Raw genomic sequence first — 23,380 nt, 5'->3', positions numbered from 1 at the left:
CTTTTGGTTCGTGAGTTGACTCATTGTGTTGCCGGTTATTGGTACACGATTAGCTCACGGGCTATTCTTTTAGCTTGTTTCCGGGACAATTATGAGCAAGAGCACCGCTGAGATTCGTCAAGCGTTTCTCGATTTCTTCCATAGCAAGGGACATCAGGTTGTATCAAGCAGCTCTTTGGTCCCTAATAATGACCCAACGCTGCTGTTTACCAATGCCGGGATGAACCAGTTTAAGGATGTTTTCTTAGGTTTGGATAAACGGGCCTACTCCCGTGCGACGACCTCTCAGCGCTGTGTGCGAGCGGGTGGTAAGCATAATGACCTTGAAAACGTAGGTTATACCGCACGTCATCATACGTTCTTCGAAATGTTGGGTAACTTCAGTTTTGGCGATTACTTTAAGCATGATGCCATCAATTTCGCTTGGGAATTATTAACTGGCGAACAATGGTTTAACTTACCGAAAGAGAAACTTTGGGTAACCGTTTACGAAACTGATGACGAGGCTTATGAAATCTGGGCCAACGAAGTCGGCGTTCCACGTGAACGTATCATCCGTATTGGTGATAACAAAGGCGGTGCCTTTGCATCTGATAACTTCTGGCAAATGGGTGATACCGGGCCATGCGGTCCTTGCACTGAGATTTTCTTTGACCATGGTGACCATATCTGGGGCGGTCCTCCTGGATCGGCAGAAGAAGATGGCGATCGCTATATTGAGATCTGGAACCTCGTCTTCATGCAGTTTAACCGCCAGTCAGATGGCACTATGCTGCCACTGCCTAAGCCTTCGGTTGATACTGGTATGGGGCTTGAGCGTATTGCAGCGGTATTACAGCATGTTAATTCTAACTATGAGATTGACCTGTTCCGCGATTTGATTAAGGCCGTGGCGCAAGCCACCGGTGCCACCGATCTTTCTAGTAAATCGCTGCGTGTTATCGCTGACCATATTCGCTCTTGTGCCTTCCTGATTTCTGATGGGGTTATCCCGTCGAATGAAAACCGTGGTTATGTTTTGCGCCGTATCATTCGCCGCGCTATTCGCCATGGCAATATTCTGGGTGCTAAAGAGACGTTCTTCTATAAATTAGTTGCTCCATTGATTGCCGTGATGGGATCTGCTGCTGATGAATTGAAACAACAGCAGGCGATGGTTGAACACGTTCTGAAAACAGAAGAAGAGCAGTTTGCGCGTACCTTAGAGCGTGGTTTAGCCCTACTGGATGAAGAACTCAGTAAATTGACCGGTGATACCCTTGATGGTGAGACGGCTTTCCGCTTATATGATACTTACGGCTTCCCGGTTGATTTAACTGCTGATGTTTGCCGTGAGCGTAATCTGAAAGTGGATGAAGCTGGTTTTGAGCAAGCGATGGAAGCTCAGCGTCGTCGTGCCCGTGAATCCAGTGGCTTTGGTGCCGATTATAACAACATGATCCGTGTTGATAGCGCCAGCCAGTTCTCCGGTTATGACCATGTTCATCAACAAGCTACCGTCACCGCATTGTTCCGCAACGGAGAAGCCGTTGATGAAATTAATGCTGGTGAAGAGGCGGTTGTTGTACTGAATCAAACGCCGTTTTACGGTGAGTCTGGTGGCCAGGTTGGCGACAAAGGCGAACTTAAAAATGCGACTGCAACCTTCGCGGTAGCGGACACTCAGAAATATGGCCAGGCTATAGGTCACTTGGGGCAATTGACTCAAGGCACTCTGCGAGTGAACCACAGTATTGACGCCCAGGTTGACGTCGCACGTCGTAACCGTATTCGTTTAAACCACTCAGCAACCCATTTACTGCATGCTGCATTGCGTAAAACACTGGGTGAGCACGTTGCTCAGAAAGGCTCGCTAGTCAATGACAAGTATCTGCGTTTTGACTTCTCTCATTTTGAAGCCATGAAACCAGAACAAATTCGTCAGGTAGAAGATCTGGTCAACGAGCAAATTCGCCGTAACTTGCCAGTCCAGACGGAAGTAATGGAATTGGATACGGCAAAAGAAAAAGGGGCGATGGCCCTGTTTGGTGAGAAATATGACGACCAGGTGCGAGTTCTAACCATGGGCGATTTCTCAACTGAACTGTGTGGCGGTATTCACGCCAGCCGTACTGGTGATATTGGCTTGTTCCGCATATTGTCTGAATCAGGCACTGCGGCAGGTATCCGTCGTATCGAAGCAGTGACCGGAGAAGGTGCAATTGCACTGCTACACCAGCAAACTGACTTGCTTGCAGATGTCGCCCATCTGGTGAAGGGTGATAGCCATAACTTGGCAGATAAAGTCCGCGCCGTGTTAGATCGCAGCAAAATGCTAGAACGTGAATTGCAGCAACTGAAAGATCAACAAGCTGCTCAGGAAAGTGCTTCATTGTCATCCAATGCGAAGCTGATCAATGGCGTGAAATTGCTCGTCAGCCAGTTAGACAATGTTGAACCAAAAATGCTGCGGACTATGGTTGATGATCTTAAAAATCAACTGGGGTCGGCCATTATTGTGTTGGCAACGACAGCAGATGATAAAGTCAGCCTGATTGTGGGTGTAACCAAAGATCTTACCGGTAAAGTAAAAGCGGGTGAGTTAATCGCAGATATTGCCCAGCAAGTAGGCGGTAAGGGCGGTGGGCGGCCTGATATGGCTCAAGCGGGTGGTACCGACGTTCAGGCATTGCCATCAGCATTGGCAGGCGTGGAAGCTTGGGTAGCATCCCGATTATAAGTAAGTAATGATCTATTAAATCAATACGCCATATCTCTATGCTGGGTATGGCGTTTTTCAATTTTCATGTCATAGTTCGAAAACAAAGTTAAACGCAAAGTTGTTTGCTTCAGCTAAACTTGTATTAGTTAGAGACTCGACCAAGCTACTTACATTTTATGTGAATGTGATGGCTTACGTTTTCACGGTGTATGATGGATAATGGCGGGGAAACTGAGAGACCCGACTCTTTTAATTTTTCAAGGAGCAAAGAATGCTTATTCTGACTCGTCGAGTTGGTGAAACACTCATGATTGGCGATGAGGTTACGGTTACTGTATTAGGGGTTAAAGGCAACCAGGTTCGAATTGGTGTAAATGCTCCGAAAGAAGTTTCTGTTCACCGTGAAGAAATCTACCAACGCATCCAAGCAGAAAAGTCTCAACCTACGACTTACTGATTTTGAAGCAGCGTCTCGTGTTACACGAGGCGCTACTGCTGTCTATTCTCCTCAGTTCTACTGTTTTATTTCCTTTTTACCTTCTCTTGCCGTAATAATTTTCTGTTTTCGGCCTGTTTAATCGGGCGGTTGTGAGAATTTGATTTTTCTTCTATCGGATTATGTGGCGATAAACACTATCTTGCCTGTTGATAAAACACTCTTTTTGACGTCAAACTGGTCATGTTGTGTGTGAATTGTGCAAATGAACGTGAGTTGGGAAAAATTGTTTGACTTATAAGTGCGGGAAAGTAATATGTGCGCCACGCAGTGCCGATGAGCTTTCTTAAAAAGCAAGTCAGGCACAATTCGAAAGAAGCGTATGGTGAGGTGGCCGAGAGGCTGAAGGCGCTCCCCTGCTAAGGGAGTATACGGTCAAAAGCTGTATCGAGGGTTCGAATCCCTCCCTCACCGCCATTTACTATGCACCCATAGCTCAGCTGGATAGAGTACTCGGCTACGAACCGAGCGGTCGGAAGTTCGAATCTTCCTGGGTGCACCATATTTTGCAGTATGGTGAAATAGTCAAATGAACATCAGGTAGTGTCAAAGAATTAATTGCACCCATAGCTCAGCTGGATAGAGTACTCGGCTACGAACCGAGCGGTCGGAAGTTCGAATCTTCCTGGGTGCACCATCTTCTAGGTCATACATCTTGTTGTTAAGTTTCACTTGCTGAAACGCCTCCGTAAAATTAGAAATAAAAATCGCACCCATAGCTCAGCTGGATAGAGTACTCGGCTACGAACCGAGCGGTCGGAAGTTCGAATCTTCCTGGGTGCACCATATTAAGAAACCTCGCTACGGCGGGGTTTTCTGCTTTTTAGTAGCAGAGAATTTGTAGAAGCGAGCGGTCGGAAGTTCGAGCCGAGCGTAGCGAGACAACGTTGCGTTAGCAACGGCCCGCAGGGCGAGGCGCAAGCCGAGTCATCTTCCTGGGTGCACCCTATTAAGAAACCTCGCTACGGTGGGGTTTTCTGCTTTTTAGCAGCAGAGAATTTGTAGAAGCGAGCGGTCGGAAGTTCGAGCCGAGCGTAGCGAGACAACGTTGCGTTAGCAACGGCCCGCAGGGCGAGGCGCAAGCCGAGTCATCTTCCTGGGTGCACCATATTAAGAAACCTCGCTACGGCGGGGTTTTCTGCTTTCTGGGCTTGCTTCTTGTTCCCTATTGCCCCGCAAAACAAAATACTTGAATTCTCTTATCTCGTAGTCAACGCTTCAACTCATCGGTTTCCTCTATATCAAATAGCAACTTTATTAAGCTGAATTTATTATTTATCAAGCAATTTCATATGATTATACAGTGAGCGACAATTTAGTTAGTTTGCGATAAAGTAGCTTTTCATTTTATCCCTAGTCGCGGAGTCACGATGTACGATCGCTACGAAGGCCTGATTTTTGATATGGATGGCACCATTCTGGACACTGAGTCCACACATCGTCAGGCCTGGCGTCAGGTGCTAAGACCTTATGGTATGCATTTCGACGAACAAGCGATGGTGGCTTTGAATGGCGCACCGACCTGGAAAATTGCCCAGGTGATTATTGCTAATCATCAATCGGATGTGGATCCTCATTTATTGGCTGCTGAGAAAACGGCATTAGTGAAGACGATGCTGTTGGATAATGTGAAGCCTCTGCCGCTCATAGACGTGGTTAAAGCCTATCATGGGCGTAAACCTATGGCTGTAGGGACAGGAAGCGAGCATGCTATGGCAGAGATGCTCTTGTGTCATCTGGGCCTGCGGGGGTATTTCGAGGTTGTTGTCGGTGCAGATGATGTCACCAAACATAAACCAGAGCCTGAAACATTCTTACGCTGTGCACAGTTACTCGGCGTGCGGCCCGAAAGATGCATAGTCTTCGAAGATGCTGACTTTGGTGTTGAAGCGGCTAAAAGGGCCAACATGGCAATAGTTGATGTGCGCCTGTTGTGAGTAGTACGCTCGCTATTGCTTCTTTATTCGGGAGTAGCTTCCTCAGTGCGACGCTCTTACCCGGAAATTCTGAAATTCTGTTAGTCACCCTATTAACGGCAGGTAGTGCGCCGGCAATGATGCTGGTGTTATCTGCCACTGTCGGGAATACCCTTGGGGGGCTAACTAATGTTGTTATAGGGCGTTTATTACCGGAGCTAAAGCCACAGCGGGGGATGAGTACAGCATTAGGCTGGCTCCAACGTTTTGGCCCAGCAGCTTTGTTATTGAGCTGGCTACCGATAGTGGGCGATTTGATGTGTGTGTTAGCAGGCTGGTTGCGTATGCCCTGGGGTCTTGTGGTTTTTTTCCTGTGTTTGGGAAAAGCATTGCGTTATATCGTGTTAACGGTAATTACGTTACAAGGAATCGCCTGGTGGCAGTAAAGAATGTGACAAACTTACGTAGTCACCTCTATGCAGTTTCAGTATGCTGACGAGTTATGGTTTTCAAGAGCGGGAGGTCGATTTGATCCCGGATGTATCACACGCGCTAACTTGGCTGGAAGCGCACCCTAAAGCCCTGAAAGGGATCCGTCGCGGTATCGAGCGGGAAACATTGAGAGTGACTGCCGATGGCCAATTAGCCTCGACGGGTCATCCAGAGTCATTGGGTGCAGCCCTGACACATCAATGGATTACCACTGATTTTGCTGAGGCATTGCTGGAGTTCATTACTCCCGTAGATGGTGATATTGACCATCTGTTGACTTTTTTGCGTGATATCCACCGTTATACCGCACGTAAACTGGGTGATGAGCGTATGTGGCCGCTCAGCATGCCTTGCTTTATTGGGGCTGAGCAAGATATTGAATTGGCTAAGTATGGCTCTTCAAATATTGGCCGTTTCAAAACACTTTACCGTGAAGGTTTAAAAAACCGTTACGGAGCGTTGATGCAAACCATCTCTGGTGTGCACTATAACTTCTCTTTGCCGTTGGAGTTTTGGCAGGCGTGGGCAGGTGTTACCGATGAAAAAAGTGGTAAGGAGGAGATTTCAGCAGGTTACTTCCGACTGATTCGTAACTACTACCGCTTTGGTTGGGTTATCCCGTATCTGTTTGGTGCTTCACCGGCTATTTGTTCATCGTTCCTGCAAGGGCGTGAGACGGCATTGCCATTTGAGCGTAATGATAAAGGGATGTGTTATTTGCCATATGCCACCTCTTTGCGCCTGAGTGACTTAGGTTATACCAATAAATCACAAAGCAATTTGGGTATTACGTTTAATGACTTGCACACCTATGTGGCAGGGCTAAAACGTGCAATCCAAACGCCATCAGAAGAGTACGCAGCTCTGGGGCTAAAAGAGGGCGATCGTCATCTGCAATTAAATAGCAATGTATTGCAGATTGAAAATGAACTGTATGCCCCGATTCGGCCAAAACGGGTTACCCGGGCTGGCGAATCACCATCAGATGCTTTGCTACGTGGTGGTATTGAATATATCGAAGTGCGTTCTCTGGACATTAACCCATTCTCACCGATTGGTGTTGATGCTGTGCAAGCACGGTTCCTCGATCTATTCCTGATTTGGTGTGTATTAGCTGATGCGCCAGAAATGAGCAGTGACGAATTGCTATGCACACGCAAAAACTGGAATCGCGTTATTTTAGAAGGGCGTAAACCGGGGCAGACTATCGGCATGGGGTGTAATGATACTCGTGCGCCGTTGGAAAAGGTGGGCAAGGATCTGTTTGCCGATCTGCGTCGTGTAGCAGAAGTGTTGGATGGTAAAGATAGCACTGCATATCAGCAAGTGTGCGATGAACTTGTCGCGTCGTTTGACGACCCGAGTCTGACGTTCTCTGCGCGTATTTTGCACGCGATGAAAGAAGGTGGTATTGGTGGTGTTGGCCTTGAATTAGCGGAGCGCTACAAGGAGATGCTGCAAAGTGAGCCATTGGAGTTGCTAACTGAAGAGCAATTGAGTGCAGAGCGAGATGCTTCATGGCAACGCCAGCGTGATCTTGAACTCAAAGATCAGCTAAGCTTTGAAGAGTATTTGCTACTTCATGGTGGCCAGTAAAAAGAAAAGGCCACATTACTGTGGCCAAATTAACATCTCTATAACAGGGATGATGATAACAAATGCGCGTCTTTCACATATTAAGACGCGCGGGATTCGAAAAAGTTTCACGGATTGCGAAAAAAGATCAGATAAAAAATTATTTTTTTATGAGGAGGTGACCAAATGCCATTATTGGATAGCTTTACCGTAGACCATACCATTATGAAAGCACCGGCTGTGCGTGTTGCTAAGACGATGAAAACCCCTCATGGCGACGAGATAACTGTATTTGATTTGCGCTTCTGTGTGCCAAATAAAGAAGTGATGCCGGAGCGCGGGATTCATACACTGGAGCATCTCTTTGCTGGTTTTATGCGTAACCACCTCAATGGTAACGGTGTTGAGATTATCGATATCTCACCAATGGGGTGCCGTACAGGTTTCTATATGAGCCTGATTGGCACACCGGATGAGCAACGTGTTGCTGATGCCTGGAAAGCGGCAATGGCAGATGTGTTGAAGGTAACCGACCAACGGAAAATTCCTGAGTTGAATGAATATCAGTGTGGGACTTATCACATGCACTCGTTGGAAGAAGCGCAGGAGATTGCCAAAGGTATTCTTGAACGTGATGTGCGAATTAACCACAACGAAGAACTGGCACTGCCAAAAGAAAAACTGTCTGAATTACATATTTAGTTTTCAGCGGGCGAACGCAAAAAAGACGCTGATAAGGCGTCTTTTTTATGTTAACTAACCGCATTGATTAAGCAGTTATGTGGCGCTGCCTTGAGACACAATCGGGGTGACGCGCACCTGTTTAATCATGTTCTCTTGCACATCCAGGACATCAATTAGATAATTGCCGATACGGACCTGAGCATCTACCTGTGGGATCTCTTGTAGCTCTTCTAGCAGCATGCCATTGATCGTACGGGCATCGATAGGAAGTGACCAGTTGAACGCTTTGTTCAGTTCGCGAACGCTGGCACTACCATCAATGAGTACTGAACCGTCACTTTGCGGATTGACCTCTTCTGCCAGTGTTGGGGACATTGATGTAGTAAAGTCACCGACGATCTCTTCCAAAATATCTTCAACAGTCACCAACCCCTGAATATCCCCATATTCATCGACAATCATGCCGACTTTCTCTTTATTTCGCTGGAACTTCACCAGTTGCACATTCAGTGGTGTGCCTTCTGGAATAAAGTAGATTTCATCGGCTGCGCGCAGCAAATTCTCTTTATTGAACTCTTTTTTCTCAGTCATTAACCGATAGGCTTCCCGCACACGTAACATGCCGATGGAATCATCCAATGACTGGCGATACAGCACGATGCGACCATGTGGCGAGTGGGTTAGCTGGCGCATGATTGACTTCCAGTCATCATTGATATCAATACCGACGACTTCATTGCGTGGCACCATGATGTCGCTAACTGTCACTTTTTCCAAGTCCAGTACAGATATCAACATATCTTGATTACGGCGGGATATTTGGGAGTGAGATTCATTTACGATACTGCGCAATTCATCTTTGCTAACTGCATCGCTACTGTGCACATTCCCTCTGATACCGCACAACCGCATTAGCCCACGGGTGATGGTATTGAGTAACCACACCAGCGGCAGCATGATTTTTTGCAACGGTGCCAGTAATACACTGCTGGGGAAAGCGATACGCTCAGGATAAAGTGCCGCGATAGTTTTCGGCATCACTTCAGCAAAAATCAACACCACAAAAGTCAGTACCCCAGTTGCTATTGCAACCCCGGCACTCCCGTATAAGCGGATACCGACAATCGTTGCTAGGGCGGATGCCAAAATATTAACCAGATTATTGCCGATTAACACCAGGCTTATCAGACGGTCGGGGCGTCGTAATAGTTTCTCAACCCGCCGTGCGGCGCGATTACCCTGTTTGGATAAATGGCGTAAACGGTAGCGATTAAGGGTCATCATACCGGTTTCGGAGGCGGAAAAATAAGCCGAGACCACGACCATAATGACCAGAATAATGATCAGCGTGCTAGTTGATACGTGATCCAACACTGTGTTCCTTAATTGCGATGATGGTTCTGTCAGTGCAACTGGGCCATCTGCGGATGGCTTAGAAAATGATTAGGAAACCAGAACTTCTTGCACCAAGCGGCTGCCGAAATAAGCCAGCGTAAGCAGAAATGCGCCAGCAAAGCTGAACCAAATCACTCTACGCCCGCGCCAGCCCTCATGGTAATGGCCCCATAATAGAACAATATAGACAAACCAAGCCATGATCGATAACACCGCTTTATGGATGTTTTCTTTACTAAATATGTTGTCCATATAAAGTAAACCAGTACATAGCGTCAGCGTCAGTAATACCACCCCAATCTGGGTGATATGGAACATTTTACGTTCAATGCTCATCAATGGGGGCATGTCTGCATTAAATGTCAGTTTTTTATTTTTTAACTGATAGTCGAGCCAAGCCAGTTGTAATGCATACAACGCCGCGATAATCAGTGTTGCGTAGGCAAAAAGCGCTAACCCAATATGAACGAATATGGTAGGGCTAGCTTCCAAATGCGTAATAAATTCGCCCGGTAGCAAGCTGGCAAGGGCCAGGTTGATCATGGCAAAGCTATAGACAATCGGCAGTAAGAACCAACCGCGCCCCTGGGAGGCGACGATAGTCATGATAGTGCAGATCATCAGCCCCACGATGGAACCAATATTTAATAAAGTGAGGTTTTGGCCTCCACCGACATCAAAAATCTGATGCTTCAGGGCAATTGCATGGCACACTAGAGCCACGACGGCAGAAACCAGCGCTAACCGACGGTAAGCACTATTTTTCTGCACCAGGCTTGGGACAATCAGGCCCAGGCTGAGCGAATAAGCGATCAAAGCCAAAATGGAGAACACGGGCATAGCGGTATATGGGCATCGGCTAAGTGAATTAGATAGCCAGTATAGCGTTGAGCGCGTCCCTCTCCAACCGTTCTCCGACGTGAGGGCAGAGATCGTTTAAGCTTCGTGTTATAATCCCCCCATTGTGTCGCCAGAGCGGCCTGTTTCCACGTTGAGTATGAGACAATGTTTGAGAACTTAACTGATCGATTGTCGCGCACATTGCGCAATATCAGCGGCCGTGGCCGGCTGACAGAAGAAAATATTAAAGAAACGCTGCGTGAAGTTCGCATGGCGTTACTGGAAGCTGACGTAGCCCTGCCGGTGGTTCGTGACTTTATCAACCGGGTAAAAGAGCGCGCTGTCGGGCATGAGGTGAATAAAAGCCTCACGCCAGGCCAAGAATTCGTCAAAATAGTTAAAAATGAACTTATCGCCGCCATGGGCGAGGTCAATAACGAACTGAATCTGGCCGCTCAACCGCCAGCAGTGGTGTTAATGGCGGGTCTGCAAGGGGCGGGTAAAACCACCAGTGTGGCCAAACTGGGTAAGTTCCTTAAAGAAAAACAGAAGAAAAAAGTGCTGGTTGTGTCTGCCGACGTGTATCGCCCTGCGGCGATCAAACAGTTGGAGACGCTGGCACAGGGTGTTGATATTGATTTCTTCCCGTCTGATGTACAAGAAAAGCCGATTGATATTGTTAATCGTGCTCTGCAACAGGCAAAACTCAAGTTTTATGATGTTCTGATTGTCGATACCGCCGGTCGCTTGCACGTCGATGAAGCGATGATGGACGAGATCAAACAGATTCATGCCGCGATTAATCCGGTTGAAACCTTGTTTGTTGTCGATGCAATGACCGGGCAGGATGCTGCTAACACGGCGAAAGCATTCAACGAAGCGTTGCCGCTCACCGGTGTGGTGCTGACTAAAGTTGATGGTGATGCCCGTGGTGGTGCGGCTCTGTCTATCCGCCATATTACCGGCAAGCCGATCAAATTCTTGGGCGTGGGCGAAAAGTCTGATGCCCTGGAGCCGTTCCACCCGGATCGCGTGGCTTCACGCATTCTGGGGATGGGCGACGTGCTGTCGCTGATTGAAGATATCGAAAGTAAAGTTGACCGTGCACAAGCGGAGAAACTGGCCACCAAGCTGAAAAAAGGTGATGGTTTCGATCTCAACGACTTCCTTGATCAGTTGAAGCAAATGCGCAATATGGGCGGTATGGCCAGCATGTTGAGTAAAATGCCGGGTGCTGGTCAGTTGCCAGAAAACGTGAAATCACAGATGGACGATAAGGTGACGGTTCGTATGGAGGCCATCATCAATTCGATGACGCTGAAAGAACGTGCTAAACCAGAGATCATCAAAGGCTCGCGTAAGCGCCGTATTGCTACCGGTTCTGGCGTGCAGGTGCAGGATGTTAACCGCTTACTTAAGCAGTTTGATGAAATGCAGCGCATGATGAAGAAAATGAAAAATGGTGGCTTGGCTAAAATGATGCGTGGCATGAAGGGTATGATGCCACCGGGTTTCCCAGGTCGCTAAATGTTATACCTAAAGTAATTGGAGTTGCAGGTAGGCGGCCAGTAAACGAATCCCGATGAACTTACTCAAGTAAGTGATTCGGGTTAGTGCGCGCAGCTAACAACCCTGCGGTTTCAAGTACGAAGGGGATATTTCACACTGTGAGGTAAACCGGTGTGAGGTGAGTAAAGATTTCCCGCTGAAAACGGCGGTAAACGAAGAAGATTGCACTCATTCCAAAACTAGCGCATAGGAATCTACGCTTTAGATTGCTTTTTGCGCCAAAATGAGTAAAATTTTCGGGCTTTTTATATTGCAACTGGACCCCGTTCCCCGATGGGGTCCAGTTGTTTTATTAACTAAAGAGGATGTTATGGTAACAATTCGTTTGGCTCGTGGCGGCGCTAAAAAGCGTCCGTTCTATCAAGTAGTAGTGACCGACAGCCGTAATGCTCGTGACGGTCGTTTTATCGAACGTGTAGGCTTCTTTAACCCGATCGCAGCTGGTCAGGCTGAAGCTCTGCGTTTGGACCTGGACCGTATCGAACATTGGGTTGGCCTGGGTGCAACAGTTTCTGATCGCGTATCTGCGCTGATCAAAGACGCTAAGAAAGCAGCTTAATCTGTCGCGGTGGTGGTTATTATGAGCAAGCAACTCAATCCAGTGGTTCCCGATCAGCCGATTGTACTCGGTAAAATGGGTTCAACTTACGGCATTCGCGGTTGGCTCAGAGTATTTTCATCCACCGAAAACGCCGAAAGCATTTTTGATTACCAGCCGTGGTTTATCCAGCAGGCCGGTAAGTGGCAGCATGTCGAGTTGGAAGACTGGAAGCGCCACAGTCAAGATCTGATCATCAAAGTTAAAGGTGTTGACGATCGGGATGCCGCGAATTTACTGACTAATTGCGAAATTATCGTAGACTCCAAGCAACTACCCGCACTAGAAGAGGATGATTACTACTGGAAAGACCTTATGGGCTGTCAGGTAGTAACAACCACGGGTTACGAATTGGGTAAAATCATCGATATGATGGAAACCGGTTCTAACGATGTGATGGTAGTGAAGGCAAACCTGAAAGATGCATTCGGTATGAAGGAGCGGTTGGTCCCGTTTCTTCATGGGCAGGTTATCAAGAAAGTCGATCTCACTGCTCAACGTGTTGAGGTAGATTGGGATCCTGGTTTTTGACCTCCGAATTAAACGGCAAAAGTGAGTGGAACAAAGCGATGTGGATCGGTGTTATTAGCCTGTTTCCCGAGATGTTCCGCGCAATAACCGATTACGGGGTAACTGGCCGGGCAGTAAAAAATGGCCTGCTGAGCGTGCAGTGTTGGAGTCCTCGTGACTTTACCTACGATCGGCATCGTACCGTGGATGACCGCCCATATGGCGGTGGCCCGGGAATGTTGATGATGGTGCAACCGCTAAGGGAAGCCATTCATGCAGCAAAAGCAGCGGCAGGCGAGGGAGCAAAGGTGATTTATCTGTCACCTCAAGGGCGCAAACTGGACCAACAGGGTGTTTGCGAACTGGCTACCAATCAGAAGATGATTCTGGTGTGTGGTCGGTACGAAGGTGTTGATGAGCGCGTACTGAAAACCGAAATTGATGAAGAATGGTCAATTGGTGATTACGTTCTCAGCGGTGGCGAGTTGCCAGCAATGGCTCTGATAGATTCAGTATCCCGCTTTATCCCGGGAGTGCTAGGTCATCAGGCTTCAGCAGAGGAAGATTCCTTTGTTGATGGATTGCTGGATTGTCCACACTACACTCGTCCTGAGGTGTTAGAAGGGATGGAAGTTCCGCCAGTATTACTGTCGGGTAACCATGCCGAGATTCGTCGCTGGCGCTTAAAGCAGTCGCTGGGCCGTACCTGGCTTAGAAGACCTGAACTTCTAGAAAGCCTAGCTCTGACTGACGAGCAAATGGTGTTGCTGGCTGAGTTCCAACGGGAACACAAGCCCTGAAGCAACAGAACTATGAAAGGAGTGTTGTGCCGCGTGCCAACTTCCTGATATATCAGTTTACCTAGGGTAAGAGACTTATTATGAGCAATATTATCAAGCAAATCGAACAAGAGCAGATGAAGCAAGATGTACCTGCATTCCGTCCGGGTGATTCCGTGGAAGTGAAGGTATGGGTTGTTGAAGGTTCTAAAAAGCGTCTGCAGGCATTCGAGGGCGTGGTTATCGCTATTCGTAACCGCGGTCTGCATTCTGCGTTCACCGTTCGTAAAATTTCCAACGGCGAAGGTGTTGAGCGTGTATTCCAAACTCACTCCCCAGTAATCGACAGCATTACTGTGAAACGTCGTGGTGCCGTTCGTCAAGCGAAACTGTACTATCTGCGTGAGCGTACTGGTAAGTCTGCTCGTATTAAAGAGCGTCTTAACTAAGATACAGCTAGCGCTGCATCCAAAAGTTAATAGTTATGAAGGGGTTAGCCATTGGCTGACCCCTTTTTTTATTTCAATGACTACAAAATGGCGACAGAGATTTAGCGCGATAAGTGGGGGGAATGGGAGGGAGAACTGGGGTAATTAGCGTGGCATCACACCACGCTAAAGAAACTAACAGATGATTACAGGCCGTAAACCAGAGTGACTGATGTTGTGGTATCAGTATTTTTAGGCGCGCTGGCAGGTGGCTTAGTGTTATAAGTCACAACATAAGCTAAGCGCAGAGCGAAGCTTTTATTGATTGCAACGTTTAACGCAGTTTCAGAGTTCAACGTAGTTTCTTCGTTCGCTAATGCAGAAACCCCTTCACTAAACACCGTGTTATCAGTCAGTTGATAGGTATAGTTTGCACCGCCATAAGCCAATGCTTTAGTGGCTCGACCACCACCATAGAATTCATCGTGACGAACACCCGGACCAAATTCCACCCGCAGGTTGTGCAACGGAGTAGTCATAATCTGGCGACCATAACCGGTAGTTAACACCGACCGGGAGTCAAAACCGTTGTAGCGATCATTCAGCCAACTGGCTTGCCCGAACAGGTAGTTACTATCAGTCAGATTATAGCGGGTACGCCCGCCTAGCTGATAACGTTCAGAAGAGCGTTGATTGTTAGCGCTGGTATTGCGCGCGGCTCCCCACAAACTATAGGCGGTGTTAGGTTGGAACCAAGTTAACGTTGAGTTAGCTGTCAACGTTGAGTTAGTGGTATTTCCTGATTGTGCGGTATAACCAGCCTCGACAGTACCATCAAAGCTCTTCTTGGCTGTAGCTGGATCATCTAAGGCAGTAAAAACAGCCGCATCAGCAAGAACTGAAGTGCTGATGAGGGATAAAGCGATTGCGCTGATATAAAACGGCAACGCCTTGGTATGACGCAAAGAAAACATAATAGGCCCATGGTGAAAAAAATGATTTTTGTGCTGCGGCCCGCATTGTAGCAGTTGTGATCCAACTAAATCAGAAGATATTTCAGATTGAATAATTAATTATAATAAGAAGGTTTTTCCGATGAGTTAATTCTTAAAATGTAATAAAAAGAGTGTATCAACTTTTTACTGTGAGTAATAAAGTAATAAAAACAGATATTCTGTTCACAGAATGAAATTCTTATGCCACAAAATTAAAGAGGCCAGTTCATTGTGAGCTGGCCTCTTTGCATATCATCTATAAACCGGGTTATTACATAAAGGTCGTTACCAGTAAGTAACCGGTGATACATGAACTAATAACACCGATAAGTCCTGGAATGATAAAACTGTGGTTAATGATAAACTTACCAATCTTGGTGGTACCTGAACGGTCAAAACCGATGCAAGCAAGATCGCTTGGATAGGTTGGCAGAACAAAGTAGCCATAAGCAGCAGGGAAGAAGGCAATCAACATTTTAGGATCAACACCAAGTTGCAGGCCCATTGGTGCTATTGCGGCTAATGCTGCCGCTTGGCTGTTAACCAGCTTGGAAACCAAGAACAGAACAATGGCATAAGTCCAAGGCTTACTTTTCACGACATCTTCCAATACCAGTTTCAAATCACCCATATGGGCTTGGAAGAAGGTATCACTCATCCAGGCAACACCGAATACCGAGAAGATAGCAACCATGCCAGCTTTAAATACGGCACCGTTAGAGATATCACTAGGTTTAACTTTACAGCCCATCAAGATAACTGCACCGGCTATCAGCATCATCATCTGAATAACCAGGTTCATCGACAGTGACTGTAATTTGCCCTTCACTTCAAAGGCTGGGCGCAGCTCAGCAAAAGCACCCAGTAATACTACTATTGCGATAGCGGCGAAGAATATCCAGGTAGACCAATAGGCTTGTTTCGGGAAAACCTGATTCAATAATGTATCTGTTGAACCATAAATAAAGGAGCGCTGCTCTGGATCTTTAATTCTTTCTTGAAAATCTGGGTCTTTATCCAGGTCTTTACCCCGGCGCAGACTCCACAAGGCTGCCATTAGTACCCCAACTAAAGAGGCTGGGACTGATACGGCCAGAATTTCCAAAATGCTGTAAGCATGGCCGATACCGTGATTGGCACCAATAATTGATACTAATGATACGACAGCTACTGATACAGGTGAGGCGGTAATCGCCATTTGAGATGCCACGGATGCAACGGCCATTGGTCGTTCCGGGCGAATACCTTTCTTAATAGCTATATCAGAAATAATCGGGAACATAGTATAAACAACATGCCCGGTGCCGCATAAAAAGGTTAATGACCACGTTGTGAATGGAGCCAGTAGTGTAATATGCTGAGGATGCCGGCGTAATAAGCGCTCGGCAAATTGCATCATTACATTTAATCCACCGGCAGTTTGTAATACAGATGCACAACCAATAACAGCTAATATGGTGAGCATTACATCTACTGGTGGTTTACCTGGTTCTAGTCCGAAGATAAAGGTCAGAATAAATAAGCCAATACCACTTATTAACCCCAGCCCCATACCTCCGTAACGTGTCCCCAGTAGTAGACATATAATTATAATTATAAATTGTAGTGTTATCATAACGTTCCCTTGCTTCCAACATGAATGAAATTCGGTTAGATATTCGCTGGTTTTAAGCAATGAGCATGGCTCTTACTCGACTTTCTCTATCAGAGCACAGATTGCATTGATTAAAACTTGGCTAATATCAAGGGAGTATTGTTTAGTTATGTAATTAATTAAATCTGAGATCTGTCTCTATTTTTATATCAGTCTGGACTTTTATAATTAATTAAAGTGGCGTAAAGAGGAAAGTATGAGATATACAGTCTAGTTGTGAAAGTAATGTGTTATTTTTGTATTAAATTAATGTATTAATTTTCTAATGCCACTTATTTTTCTGCGTTTTAACTCATTAATTTTATCAATTGGATCACAACCTGTGGTCGGTTTTCCTTTTGAGTTGGCCCCGCCGTACTGTTAATGATTGGCATGCATTGAGAAAGGGTATAACCCGTCGTGGGATCCTCTGCGATTTTCAACAGCCACATCCTTCAACTAATCCCTAATTTCTCCTTCAGTGATTTTAAGTAGCGGCGACTCACCGGGATATGCCTGCCGCTTCGAGTAATTACTTCGGCTGACCCATTATCCATCAGTTGAATCTCTCTCAACTGCTCTGTGTTTACCATATATTGCCGGTGGCAGCGGATAAATGGTGTTTTTTCTTCGAGTGTTTTGAGTGACAACTGGGTATAGCCCGATTGTACTGTCCCTACGACATGCACCCCGCTAAGTTCGGAGCTTAGGTATTCTACTTCCTCAATTTTCAGCAAAAAAATACGGTTATGACCAGAGCAGGGGATATGCCGCAGCATAGGTTCGGTGATTTTTTGTAAATTATTATTTACACTCAGGCCGCGTCTTAAGCGTATTAGTGTTTTTACCAACCGTTGATGATCGAGTGGTTTTAACAGATAGTCAAAGGCGTGCTCTTCAAATGCGCGGATGGCATATTCATCGTAAGCGGTAACAAACACGATGTGTGGCATGTTTTCTGGATTCAACATTGATGCCAATTCCAAGCCATTAATTCTTGGCATTTGGATGTCGAGAAACACCACGTCGGGCTGTAGGCGCTGGATTGCAGGGATTGCTTCCAGTGCATTGCTGCATTCGGCGACGATCTCAATATCGTGTTCTTCACTCAGTCTTTCGCGTAAATCTTCACGCGCAGGTTGTTCATCGTCGACGATGATGACTCTTAACATACAGCCTCCACAAATTTTCCGCATTCTATCATGACCTCTGAGGGCGGTTGGGACCATGTGCAGAAACTGCGACTTACCGCAAAAGTCAGACTGAAATAGGGTAATAAAGATGTGGTAATTATTTATTTACACATATGGATTGAAAACTTTACACGTCATGGTATTGTGTACCCCATCAAACGATAAATACGCTAAACGACATCCGCTAAACAGAGATAGGGTAAAGAATATGATCATGCAAAAAGATGCGCTCAATAATGTCCATATCAGTGCCGAGCAAATACTGATAACCCCGGAAGAACTGAAAGCCCAGTTTCCTTTGAGCGGCAATGATCAGTATGCGATTGAATCTGCTCGCAAAACTATTGCTGACATTGTTCAAGGACGAGATCCACGGTTATTAGTCGTTTGTGGCCCATGTTCGATCCACGATGTGGATGCTGCTCTGGATTATGCGCGTCGTTTGAAATCACTCTCAGCGGAGTTGAGTGATAGCCTATATATCGTTATGCGTGTCTATTTTGAAAAACCAAGAACCACCGTCGGTTGGAAAGGCCTTATCAACGACCCAGCAATGGATGGTTCTTTCGATGTGGAAGCAGGCTTGCATATTGCCCGTCGATTACTGCTGGATTTAGTGGGTATGGGGTTGCCGCTGGCAACTGAGGCACTGGATCCGAACAGCCCGCAATACCTGGGTGATTTGTTCAGCTGGTCAGCAATTGGTGCGCGTACTACCGAATCACAAACTCACCGTGAGATGGCATCTGGTTTATCCATGCCAGTTGGATTCAAGAACGGCACTGATGGCAGCCTGGGCACAGCAATCAATGCCATGCGTGCGGCGGCTATGCCCCATCGCTTTATGGGGATTAATCAATCCGGTCAGGTTTGTTTGTTGCAAACCCAAGGCAATCCACACGGTCATGTGATTTTACGTGGTGGTAAAACCCCTAACTACAGTGCACAAGATGTCGCTCAGTGTGAAAAACAGATGCAGGATGCGGGACTCACTCCATCCTTAATGATAGATTGCAGTCATGGTAATTCGAATAAAGACTACCGTCGCCAGACTGCCGTCGCTGAATCTGTGGTTGAACAGATCAAGGCGGGTAATCGTTCTATCACCGGTGTGATGCTGGAAAGCCACATCCACGAAGGGAATCAATCATCTGAACAACCCCGTGCAGATATGCACTACGGTGTTTCAGTGACCGATGCCTGTATTAACTGGGAAAGTACCGAAACCCTGTTACGTGGCATGCACCAAGAATTGCGTTCAGTGCTGGCGGCACGGACTGTAGAGGAAGAGTAAGTATGGTGGCTGAACTGACCGCTTTACGCGATCAAATTGATGAAGTCGATAAAGCACTGTTGGATTTGTTGGCTAAACGCCTGCATTTAGTAGCAGAAGTAGGTGAAGTTAAAAGCCGTTATGGTTTGCCTATTTATGTTCCAGATCGTGAGGCTTTGATGCTGGCCTCACGCCGACAGGAAGCTGAGACTTTAGGCGTACCACCGGATTTGATTGAAGATGTATTGCGTCGGGTAATGCGAGAGTCTTATACCAGCGAGAATGACAAAGGTTTTAAAACCTTGTGCCCACAGTTGCGGCCCGTAGTCATTATCGGTGGGCAAGGGCAGATGGGGCGTTTATTTAGCCGCATGCTGGGCTTGTCTGGTTATCAGGTGAAAACGCTGGAGCAAGAGGACTGGCCACAGGCCGAGTCCATTCTGGCGGATGCCGGTATGGTGATTGTTAGCGTACCTATTCATGTCACTGAAGAAGTGATTGGGCGATTGCCAAAATTACCGCCAGATTGCATTTTATTGGATCTCGCTTCAGTGAAAAACAAACCGCTGCAAGCCATGCTGGCTGCTCATGACGGGCCAGTTGTGGGTCTGCATCCGATGTTTGGCCCTGATGTGGGCAGTCTGGCAAAGCAAGTGGTGGTGTATTGTGATGGTCGCGACCCACAAGCATATCAGTGGCTGTTAGAGCAGTTACAGGTATGGGGGGCAAGATTGCACCGCATCAGTGCTGTTGAACACGATCAGAACATGGCGTTTATTCAGGCATTACGGCACTTTGCGACGTTTGCCTATGGGCTACATCTGGCTGAGGAAAACGTGCAACTGGAGCAATTGTTGGCACTGTCTTCACCAATTTATCGCCTGGAACTGGCGATGGTTGGGCGGTTGTTTGCGCAAGACCCACAGCTCTACGCCGATATTATTATGTCTTCAGAAGATAATCTGGCGCTGATTAAACGTTATTATAAACGCTTTGGTGAAGCGATTACCTTGCTCGAGCAGAGTGATAAACAAGCCTTTGTCCAAAGTTTTCAGAAAGTCGAGCACTGGTTTGGCGATTATGCAGAGCGTTTTCTGGTGGAAAGCCGTTCATTGCTGCGCCAGGCGAACGACAGCCGCCTGTAATTATACCCGCCATTTCTGCACTTGTTACAAGGCCCATCCTTGGGCCTTGTAAATCCTAGGCGGTGTGAACCTCAAAAACTGCGTTAACTTGGATTGACCGGGACCACGTTCTCGCTTGGGTAGCAACCCAGTATTTTCAACGAGCGGGTAATGGGGGCTAAGTCTGCCAGTGCTTTTTGCATCGAATCGGAACGTAAATTAGCCTGCACATCAATATAAAACATCTCTTCCCACGGATTGCCATTAATCGGCCGGGATTCCAGTTTCGTCATAATGATGCCGTGATCTCGCAGCACTAATAGTGCTTCAACCAGTGCCCCTGATTGCTGACCTGTCGCCATAATTAAGGTGGTTTTAGCCGGTATTTGCTCAGAAACTTCAATCGACTTGCGGGCAAGAACAATGAAGCGAGTGATATTTTGTTGCTGATTCGCCAGATTATGTTCCAGCACCTGCAAATTATACAGCGCACCACCGGCTTCACTGCCCAAGGCGGCGGCTGTCGGCGAGTTTATTTGTGCCACTTTTTCCATCGCTGCAGCAGTGCTTTCGCAATACTCAATTTTCCAATGAGGGAAACGGTTAATGAACTGGCTGCACTGCTGGAAAGGTTGTGGATGACTGTATACGGTTTCGATTTTGCTCAGGTCGGTTTCAGTTGCCACCAGAACACAATGGTCAATAGGGTTAGTTATTTCTCCTACGATGAATAAACTGGTGTGTTGCAGTAAATCATAAACATCATTAATAGAGCCGGAACTGGTGTTCTCTATCGGTAAGACTGCGTAATCCGCTTGCCCGGTTTCTACCTGAGTGAAAATATCTTGGAATTTCTGACAACCACATTCAATCAGTTGCTCAAAATGACGAGCGGCATATTGACGTGCAGCCAGATGTGAATAAGAACCTTTCGGGCCAAGGAAAGCGATACGGGCAGAATGCAGGGCAGTTTGATTAAGCTGATGTTGTAACAGTGCCTGTTGAGTTAAGACCGAGTCTTCGATAATAAGTTGGAACAGACGGGTGACATAGAATCCATCAAGGTCATAGGGCTTAGCGGCAGTTATCAGTGCATCCAGTAAATCACGTTCACGTTCTTTATCGCGAATAGGGCGATGATGAAGCTGCTTAGCTTTAGCGACATCCACTGCTAATTCACGCCGCTCTGCCAGCAAGGCGAGCAGTTTTAAGTCTAGTGCGCTGATGCGTTCACGTAGCACCAGTAATGGATTATCGGTCATAGGGATTTGCCTTATTTTTCTGAATGATTATACCCTAAATAATTCGAGCAGCAGGAAGATAGCCAACGCACATGCAGCTTGAAGTATGACGAGGATATACACATAAAAAAAGCCTCCCGCTTGGGAGGCTTTGTTGTTCGTCTTCGCATTCTTTATCACACGACGAAACGCCTCCCAATCAGGGGAAGGTAAAAAAGAATGCGAAGAAAAACACTTTATTGATCATCGTTACTGGTTACCTGTTTTACGCGTAAGTCACAGTGAGCGTGCTACCACGAAAATAATAAAGAAAGTCAGTTCTAAAAAACCACCAGGTTCTAAATTAACCGCCAGCCTGAATTGCTGTCAATAAAAAACGCGCCCAAAGGCGCGTTAGATCCGAAATGAGATGGATGGTCCCGGCTATTGTTCTTGCTCGGATTCTTCTTCCTCTACATCTACTGACTCCAGATTGGCTTCTTTAACACTACTTGCTGCGCGGCGAGCTTCACCTTTGTGCTGCACTTTATTTAATTGGCGTTCTAGTTTGGCGATAAGCTCATTAATTGCAGCATACATATCATCATGTTTGGCACTGGCAACCAATGGCCCCATTGGCGTACTGATAGTTGCATCGGCAACAAATCCTTGTGGATCTTTAGACAGTACAATATGCGGGTTTATTAACTGGGCCTGCCATTTATCCAGTTTGGTGAGACGGTCTTCAACATGCTTGCGAATTGCTGGGGTAATATCCATTTGCTTACTGGTAATGTTGACTGTCATATGACTTACCTCTCTGTCTGCTCCGTCTTGGATAACTTCAGCATACCTCTCTTTCCCACAAAATGTATGACCAAGATCACTTTTTTTTGTCACTTTTTGCAAAGGTCATGGGAACTGTGATTCAACGTCAGGAATAGTGGCTGGGGGCTTGAATCATTGATTATAATGCCGCATTATCGATAAGTTATATTGTATGCATTCAGTTAAAAACGGCGTTATTTTTCTGTTTTAGATAGGATATTAGCGCGATAGTCTGATGCGGTGAGTTTCATCAGCCCACACCAGTAAAGTGAAAATTTGCCGAAAGGGCAGAATTGAAAACGGCAGCCTAAGCTGCCGTTTGTTATTTTATCGAGCCAGATAATCTCAGGCTGGATTCGCTGCAATTATCTTGGCAACTTTGTCTGCCTCGGCATTGAGTTGCAGCTGTTTATAAGCATTTTCCATCAACGGCAACGCATCACGGGTTGCTTGAGTATCAGGATAATCTCTCAACATTTGTTCTACACGGTTAACTACCGCGACGTAAGCGCCTCGTTTAGTGTAATATTGCGCCACGGCCAGTTCATGCTTGGCCAGACGATTTTTCAAGAACGTCAGGCGTTTTTGCGCATCAGTTGCGTACTGGCTGTTCGGATAGTTTTGAATCAACTGGTTAAAATCGCGGAATGCGGCCTTAGCATGTTGCGGGTCGCGGTCTGAACGATCAATCCCGAAGAAACCTTGCAATGCACTGTCATCCAGAGCCATGTCAGTCAAACCACGCATATATAATACGTAATCGATGTTAGGATGTGTTGGATTAAGGCGCATAAAGCGATCGATTGAGGCTTGCGCCAACGGCAGATCAGCAGATTTATAATACGCATAAATCAAATCAAGCTGAACCTGTTGGGAGTAAGGCCCGAAAGGATAGCGGTTATCTAACGCTTCTAGTTGCGTAATAGCTCCCTTAAAGTTACCGTCCTGCAGTTTTTGCTGAGCGGTAGCATAGAGCTCAGAAGGCGGGTTATCGGGAACCACGTCCTTGTTACTGGAGCAACCGGTCAGCACCAGGCTCAACGTGGCGGCAGCCACCAGATATTTCATACGCGTCATGACGTTTTGATTATCCTCGAAGTGTTATTCCGGGAGACTGTCCGTTAAGCTCCC

Annotated in this window: 21 protein-coding genes, 4 tRNA genes, 2 other RNA genes and 1 other annotated feature; of the genes, 19 read left to right on the top strand and 8 right to left on the bottom strand. The window is 46.7% G+C overall.

Features of this window, described 5'->3' with window-relative positions; all coding sequences use genetic code 11:
• Positions 1 to 91: 91 nt before the first annotated feature.
• The 12 genes from alaS to luxS all read left to right on the top strand — a co-directional run bounded on the left by alaS (position 92) and on the right by luxS (position 7,882).
• Positions 92 to 2,719, top strand: coding sequence for an alanine--tRNA ligase (gene alaS, locus EL015_RS16710; protein WP_005181993.1), 2,628 nt, complete (start codon positions 92 to 94; stop codon positions 2,717 to 2,719).
• A 253-nt stretch (positions 2,720 to 2,972) separates the two neighbouring features.
• On the top strand, positions 2,973 to 3,158 hold the full coding sequence (gene csrA, locus EL015_RS16705; protein WP_002209449.1) for a carbon storage regulator CsrA: 186 nt from the start codon (positions 2,973 to 2,975) through the stop codon (positions 3,156 to 3,158).
• 363 nt (positions 3,159 to 3,521) lie between these two features.
• Positions 3,522 to 3,614, top strand: a tRNA-Ser gene (locus EL015_RS16700).
• A gap of 8 nt (positions 3,615 to 3,622) precedes the next feature.
• Positions 3,623 to 3,699 (top strand) — tRNA-Arg (locus EL015_RS16695).
• Between the two features lie 58 nt (positions 3,700 to 3,757).
• A tRNA-Arg gene (locus EL015_RS16690) sits at positions 3,758 to 3,834 on the top strand.
• Positions 3,835 to 3,906: 72 nt separating this feature from the next.
• Positions 3,907 to 3,983: transfer RNA gene (locus EL015_RS16685), tRNA-Arg, on the top strand.
• A 30-nt stretch (positions 3,984 to 4,013) separates the two neighbouring features.
• A non-coding RNA gene (locus EL015_RS16680) (RtT sRNA) lies at positions 4,014 to 4,144 on the top strand.
• 30 nt (positions 4,145 to 4,174) lie between these two features.
• Positions 4,175 to 4,305, top strand: a non-coding RNA gene (locus EL015_RS16675) — RtT sRNA.
• A gap of 262 nt (positions 4,306 to 4,567) precedes the next feature.
• Complete coding sequence (gene yqaB / locus EL015_RS16670; protein ID WP_005182003.1) at positions 4,568 to 5,134, top strand: fructose-1-phosphate/6-phosphogluconate phosphatase; 567 nt, start codon at positions 4,568 to 4,570, stop codon at positions 5,132 to 5,134.
• On the top strand, positions 5,131 to 5,559 hold the full coding sequence (locus tag EL015_RS16665) for a YqaA family protein (protein WP_032905541.1): 429 nt from the start codon (positions 5,131 to 5,133) through the stop codon (positions 5,557 to 5,559). Before yqaB ends, EL015_RS16665 begins: the two co-directional genes overlap by 4 nt.
• 43 nt (positions 5,560 to 5,602) lie before the next feature.
• Complete coding sequence (gene gshA, locus EL015_RS16660) at positions 5,603 to 7,201, top strand: glutamate--cysteine ligase (protein WP_005182010.1); 1,599 nt, start codon at positions 5,603 to 5,605, stop codon at positions 7,199 to 7,201.
• Positions 7,202 to 7,366: 165 nt separating this feature from the next.
• Entirely contained in the window at positions 7,367 to 7,882 is a 516-nt protein-coding gene (gene luxS / locus EL015_RS16655; protein WP_005182014.1) for an S-ribosylhomocysteine lyase, read from the top strand.
• A gap of 75 nt (positions 7,883 to 7,957) precedes the next feature.
• On the opposite strand, the gene EL015_RS16650 is transcribed toward luxS, so the two are convergent.
• A complete protein-coding gene (locus EL015_RS16650; protein ID WP_161597800.1) occupies positions 7,958 to 9,235 on the bottom strand; it encodes an HlyC/CorC family transporter in 1,278 nt (425 codons plus the stop codon).
• A gap of 72 nt (positions 9,236 to 9,307) precedes the next feature.
• Positions 9,308 to 10,099: a cytochrome C assembly family protein gene (locus tag EL015_RS16645; RefSeq protein WP_005182020.1), complete on the bottom strand. Its 792-nt coding sequence runs from the start codon at positions 10,097 to 10,099 to the stop codon at positions 9,308 to 9,310.
• 165 nt (positions 10,100 to 10,264) lie between these two features.
• Here EL015_RS16645 and ffh point away from each other — a divergent pair, with 165 nt between their 5' ends.
• From ffh to rplS, 5 genes are all read left to right on the top strand, one after another.
• The gene (gene ffh, locus EL015_RS16640) at positions 10,265 to 11,626 is read left to right on the top strand and encodes a signal recognition particle protein (protein ID WP_005182022.1); all 1,362 of its coding nucleotides are present in this window, start codon (positions 10,265 to 10,267) and stop codon (positions 11,624 to 11,626) included.
• A gap of 352 nt (positions 11,627 to 11,978) precedes the next feature.
• A complete protein-coding gene (gene rpsP / locus EL015_RS16635) occupies positions 11,979 to 12,227 on the top strand; it encodes a 30S ribosomal protein S16 (RefSeq protein WP_005182026.1) in 249 nt (82 codons plus the stop codon).
• A gap of 21 nt (positions 12,228 to 12,248) precedes the next feature.
• Positions 12,249 to 12,797, top strand: a complete 549-nt coding sequence (gene rimM / locus EL015_RS16630; RefSeq protein ID WP_032905542.1) for a ribosome maturation factor RimM — start codon at positions 12,249 to 12,251, stop codon at positions 12,795 to 12,797.
• A 38-nt stretch (positions 12,798 to 12,835) separates the two neighbouring features.
• Entirely contained in the window at positions 12,836 to 13,576 is a 741-nt protein-coding gene (gene trmD / locus EL015_RS16625) for a tRNA (guanosine(37)-N1)-methyltransferase TrmD (protein ID WP_005182033.1), read from the top strand.
• 80 nt (positions 13,577 to 13,656) lie between these two features.
• Positions 13,657 to 14,004, top strand: coding sequence for a 50S ribosomal protein L19 (gene rplS / locus EL015_RS16620; RefSeq protein WP_005182038.1), 348 nt, complete (start codon positions 13,657 to 13,659; stop codon positions 14,002 to 14,004).
• Between the two features lie 185 nt (positions 14,005 to 14,189).
• On the opposite strand, the gene EL015_RS16615 is transcribed toward rplS, so the two are convergent.
• From EL015_RS16615 to btsR, 3 genes are all read right to left on the bottom strand, one after another.
• Entirely contained in the window at positions 14,190 to 14,957 is a 768-nt protein-coding gene (locus EL015_RS16615; RefSeq protein ID WP_005182041.1) for a DUF481 domain-containing protein, read from the bottom strand.
• Between the two features lie 292 nt (positions 14,958 to 15,249).
• Complete coding sequence (locus EL015_RS16610) at positions 15,250 to 16,593, bottom strand: anaerobic C4-dicarboxylate transporter (RefSeq protein ID WP_032905544.1); 1,344 nt, start codon at positions 16,591 to 16,593, stop codon at positions 15,250 to 15,252.
• 473 nt (positions 16,594 to 17,066) lie between these two features.
• On the bottom strand, positions 17,067 to 17,783 hold the full coding sequence (gene btsR / locus EL015_RS16605) for a two-component system response regulator BtsR (protein WP_005182048.1): 717 nt from the start codon (positions 17,781 to 17,783) through the stop codon (positions 17,067 to 17,069).
• A 235-nt stretch (positions 17,784 to 18,018) separates the two neighbouring features.
• Here btsR and EL015_RS16600 point away from each other — a divergent pair, with 235 nt between their 5' ends.
• Both EL015_RS16600 and tyrA read left to right on the top strand, forming a co-directional pair.
• Entirely contained in the window at positions 18,019 to 19,098 is a 1,080-nt protein-coding gene (locus EL015_RS16600; RefSeq protein WP_032905573.1) for a 3-deoxy-7-phosphoheptulonate synthase, read from the top strand.
• A gap of 2 nt (positions 19,099 to 19,100) precedes the next feature.
• Positions 19,101 to 20,222, top strand: coding sequence for a bifunctional chorismate mutase/prephenate dehydrogenase (gene tyrA / locus EL015_RS16595; RefSeq protein WP_005182054.1), 1,122 nt, complete (start codon positions 19,101 to 19,103; stop codon positions 20,220 to 20,222).
• Between the two features lie 83 nt (positions 20,223 to 20,305).
• Here the strand turns inward: tyrA and pheA are convergent, their stop codons facing one another.
• The 3 genes from pheA to bamD form a co-directional block, all read right to left on the bottom strand.
• Positions 20,306 to 21,463: a bifunctional chorismate mutase/prephenate dehydratase gene (pheA, locus tag EL015_RS16590; protein WP_005182057.1), complete on the bottom strand. Its 1,158-nt coding sequence runs from the start codon at positions 21,461 to 21,463 to the stop codon at positions 20,306 to 20,308.
• Between the two features lie 102 nt (positions 21,464 to 21,565).
• Positions 21,566 to 21,690, bottom strand: a sequence feature (Phe leader region).
• A gap of 175 nt (positions 21,691 to 21,865) precedes the next feature.
• The gene (gene raiA, locus EL015_RS16585) at positions 21,866 to 22,228 is read right to left on the bottom strand and encodes a ribosome-associated translation inhibitor RaiA (RefSeq protein WP_005182060.1); all 363 of its coding nucleotides are present in this window, start codon (positions 22,226 to 22,228) and stop codon (positions 21,866 to 21,868) included.
• A 366-nt stretch (positions 22,229 to 22,594) separates the two neighbouring features.
• Positions 22,595 to 23,326 carry an outer membrane protein assembly factor BamD gene (gene bamD / locus EL015_RS16580; protein WP_032905545.1) on the bottom strand — a complete coding sequence of 244 codons (732 nt, stop codon included), beginning with the start codon at positions 23,324 to 23,326 and terminating at the stop codon, positions 22,595 to 22,597.
• Between the last annotated feature and the right edge of the window lie 54 nt (positions 23,327 to 23,380).

The organism is Yersinia intermedia, from assembly GCF_900635455.1.
GTDB lineage: Bacteria > Pseudomonadota > Gammaproteobacteria > Enterobacterales > Enterobacteriaceae > Yersinia > Yersinia intermedia.
The sequence above is the reverse complement of the archived record's forward strand: the minus strand, read 5'-3'. Positions and strand labels throughout refer to the sequence as shown.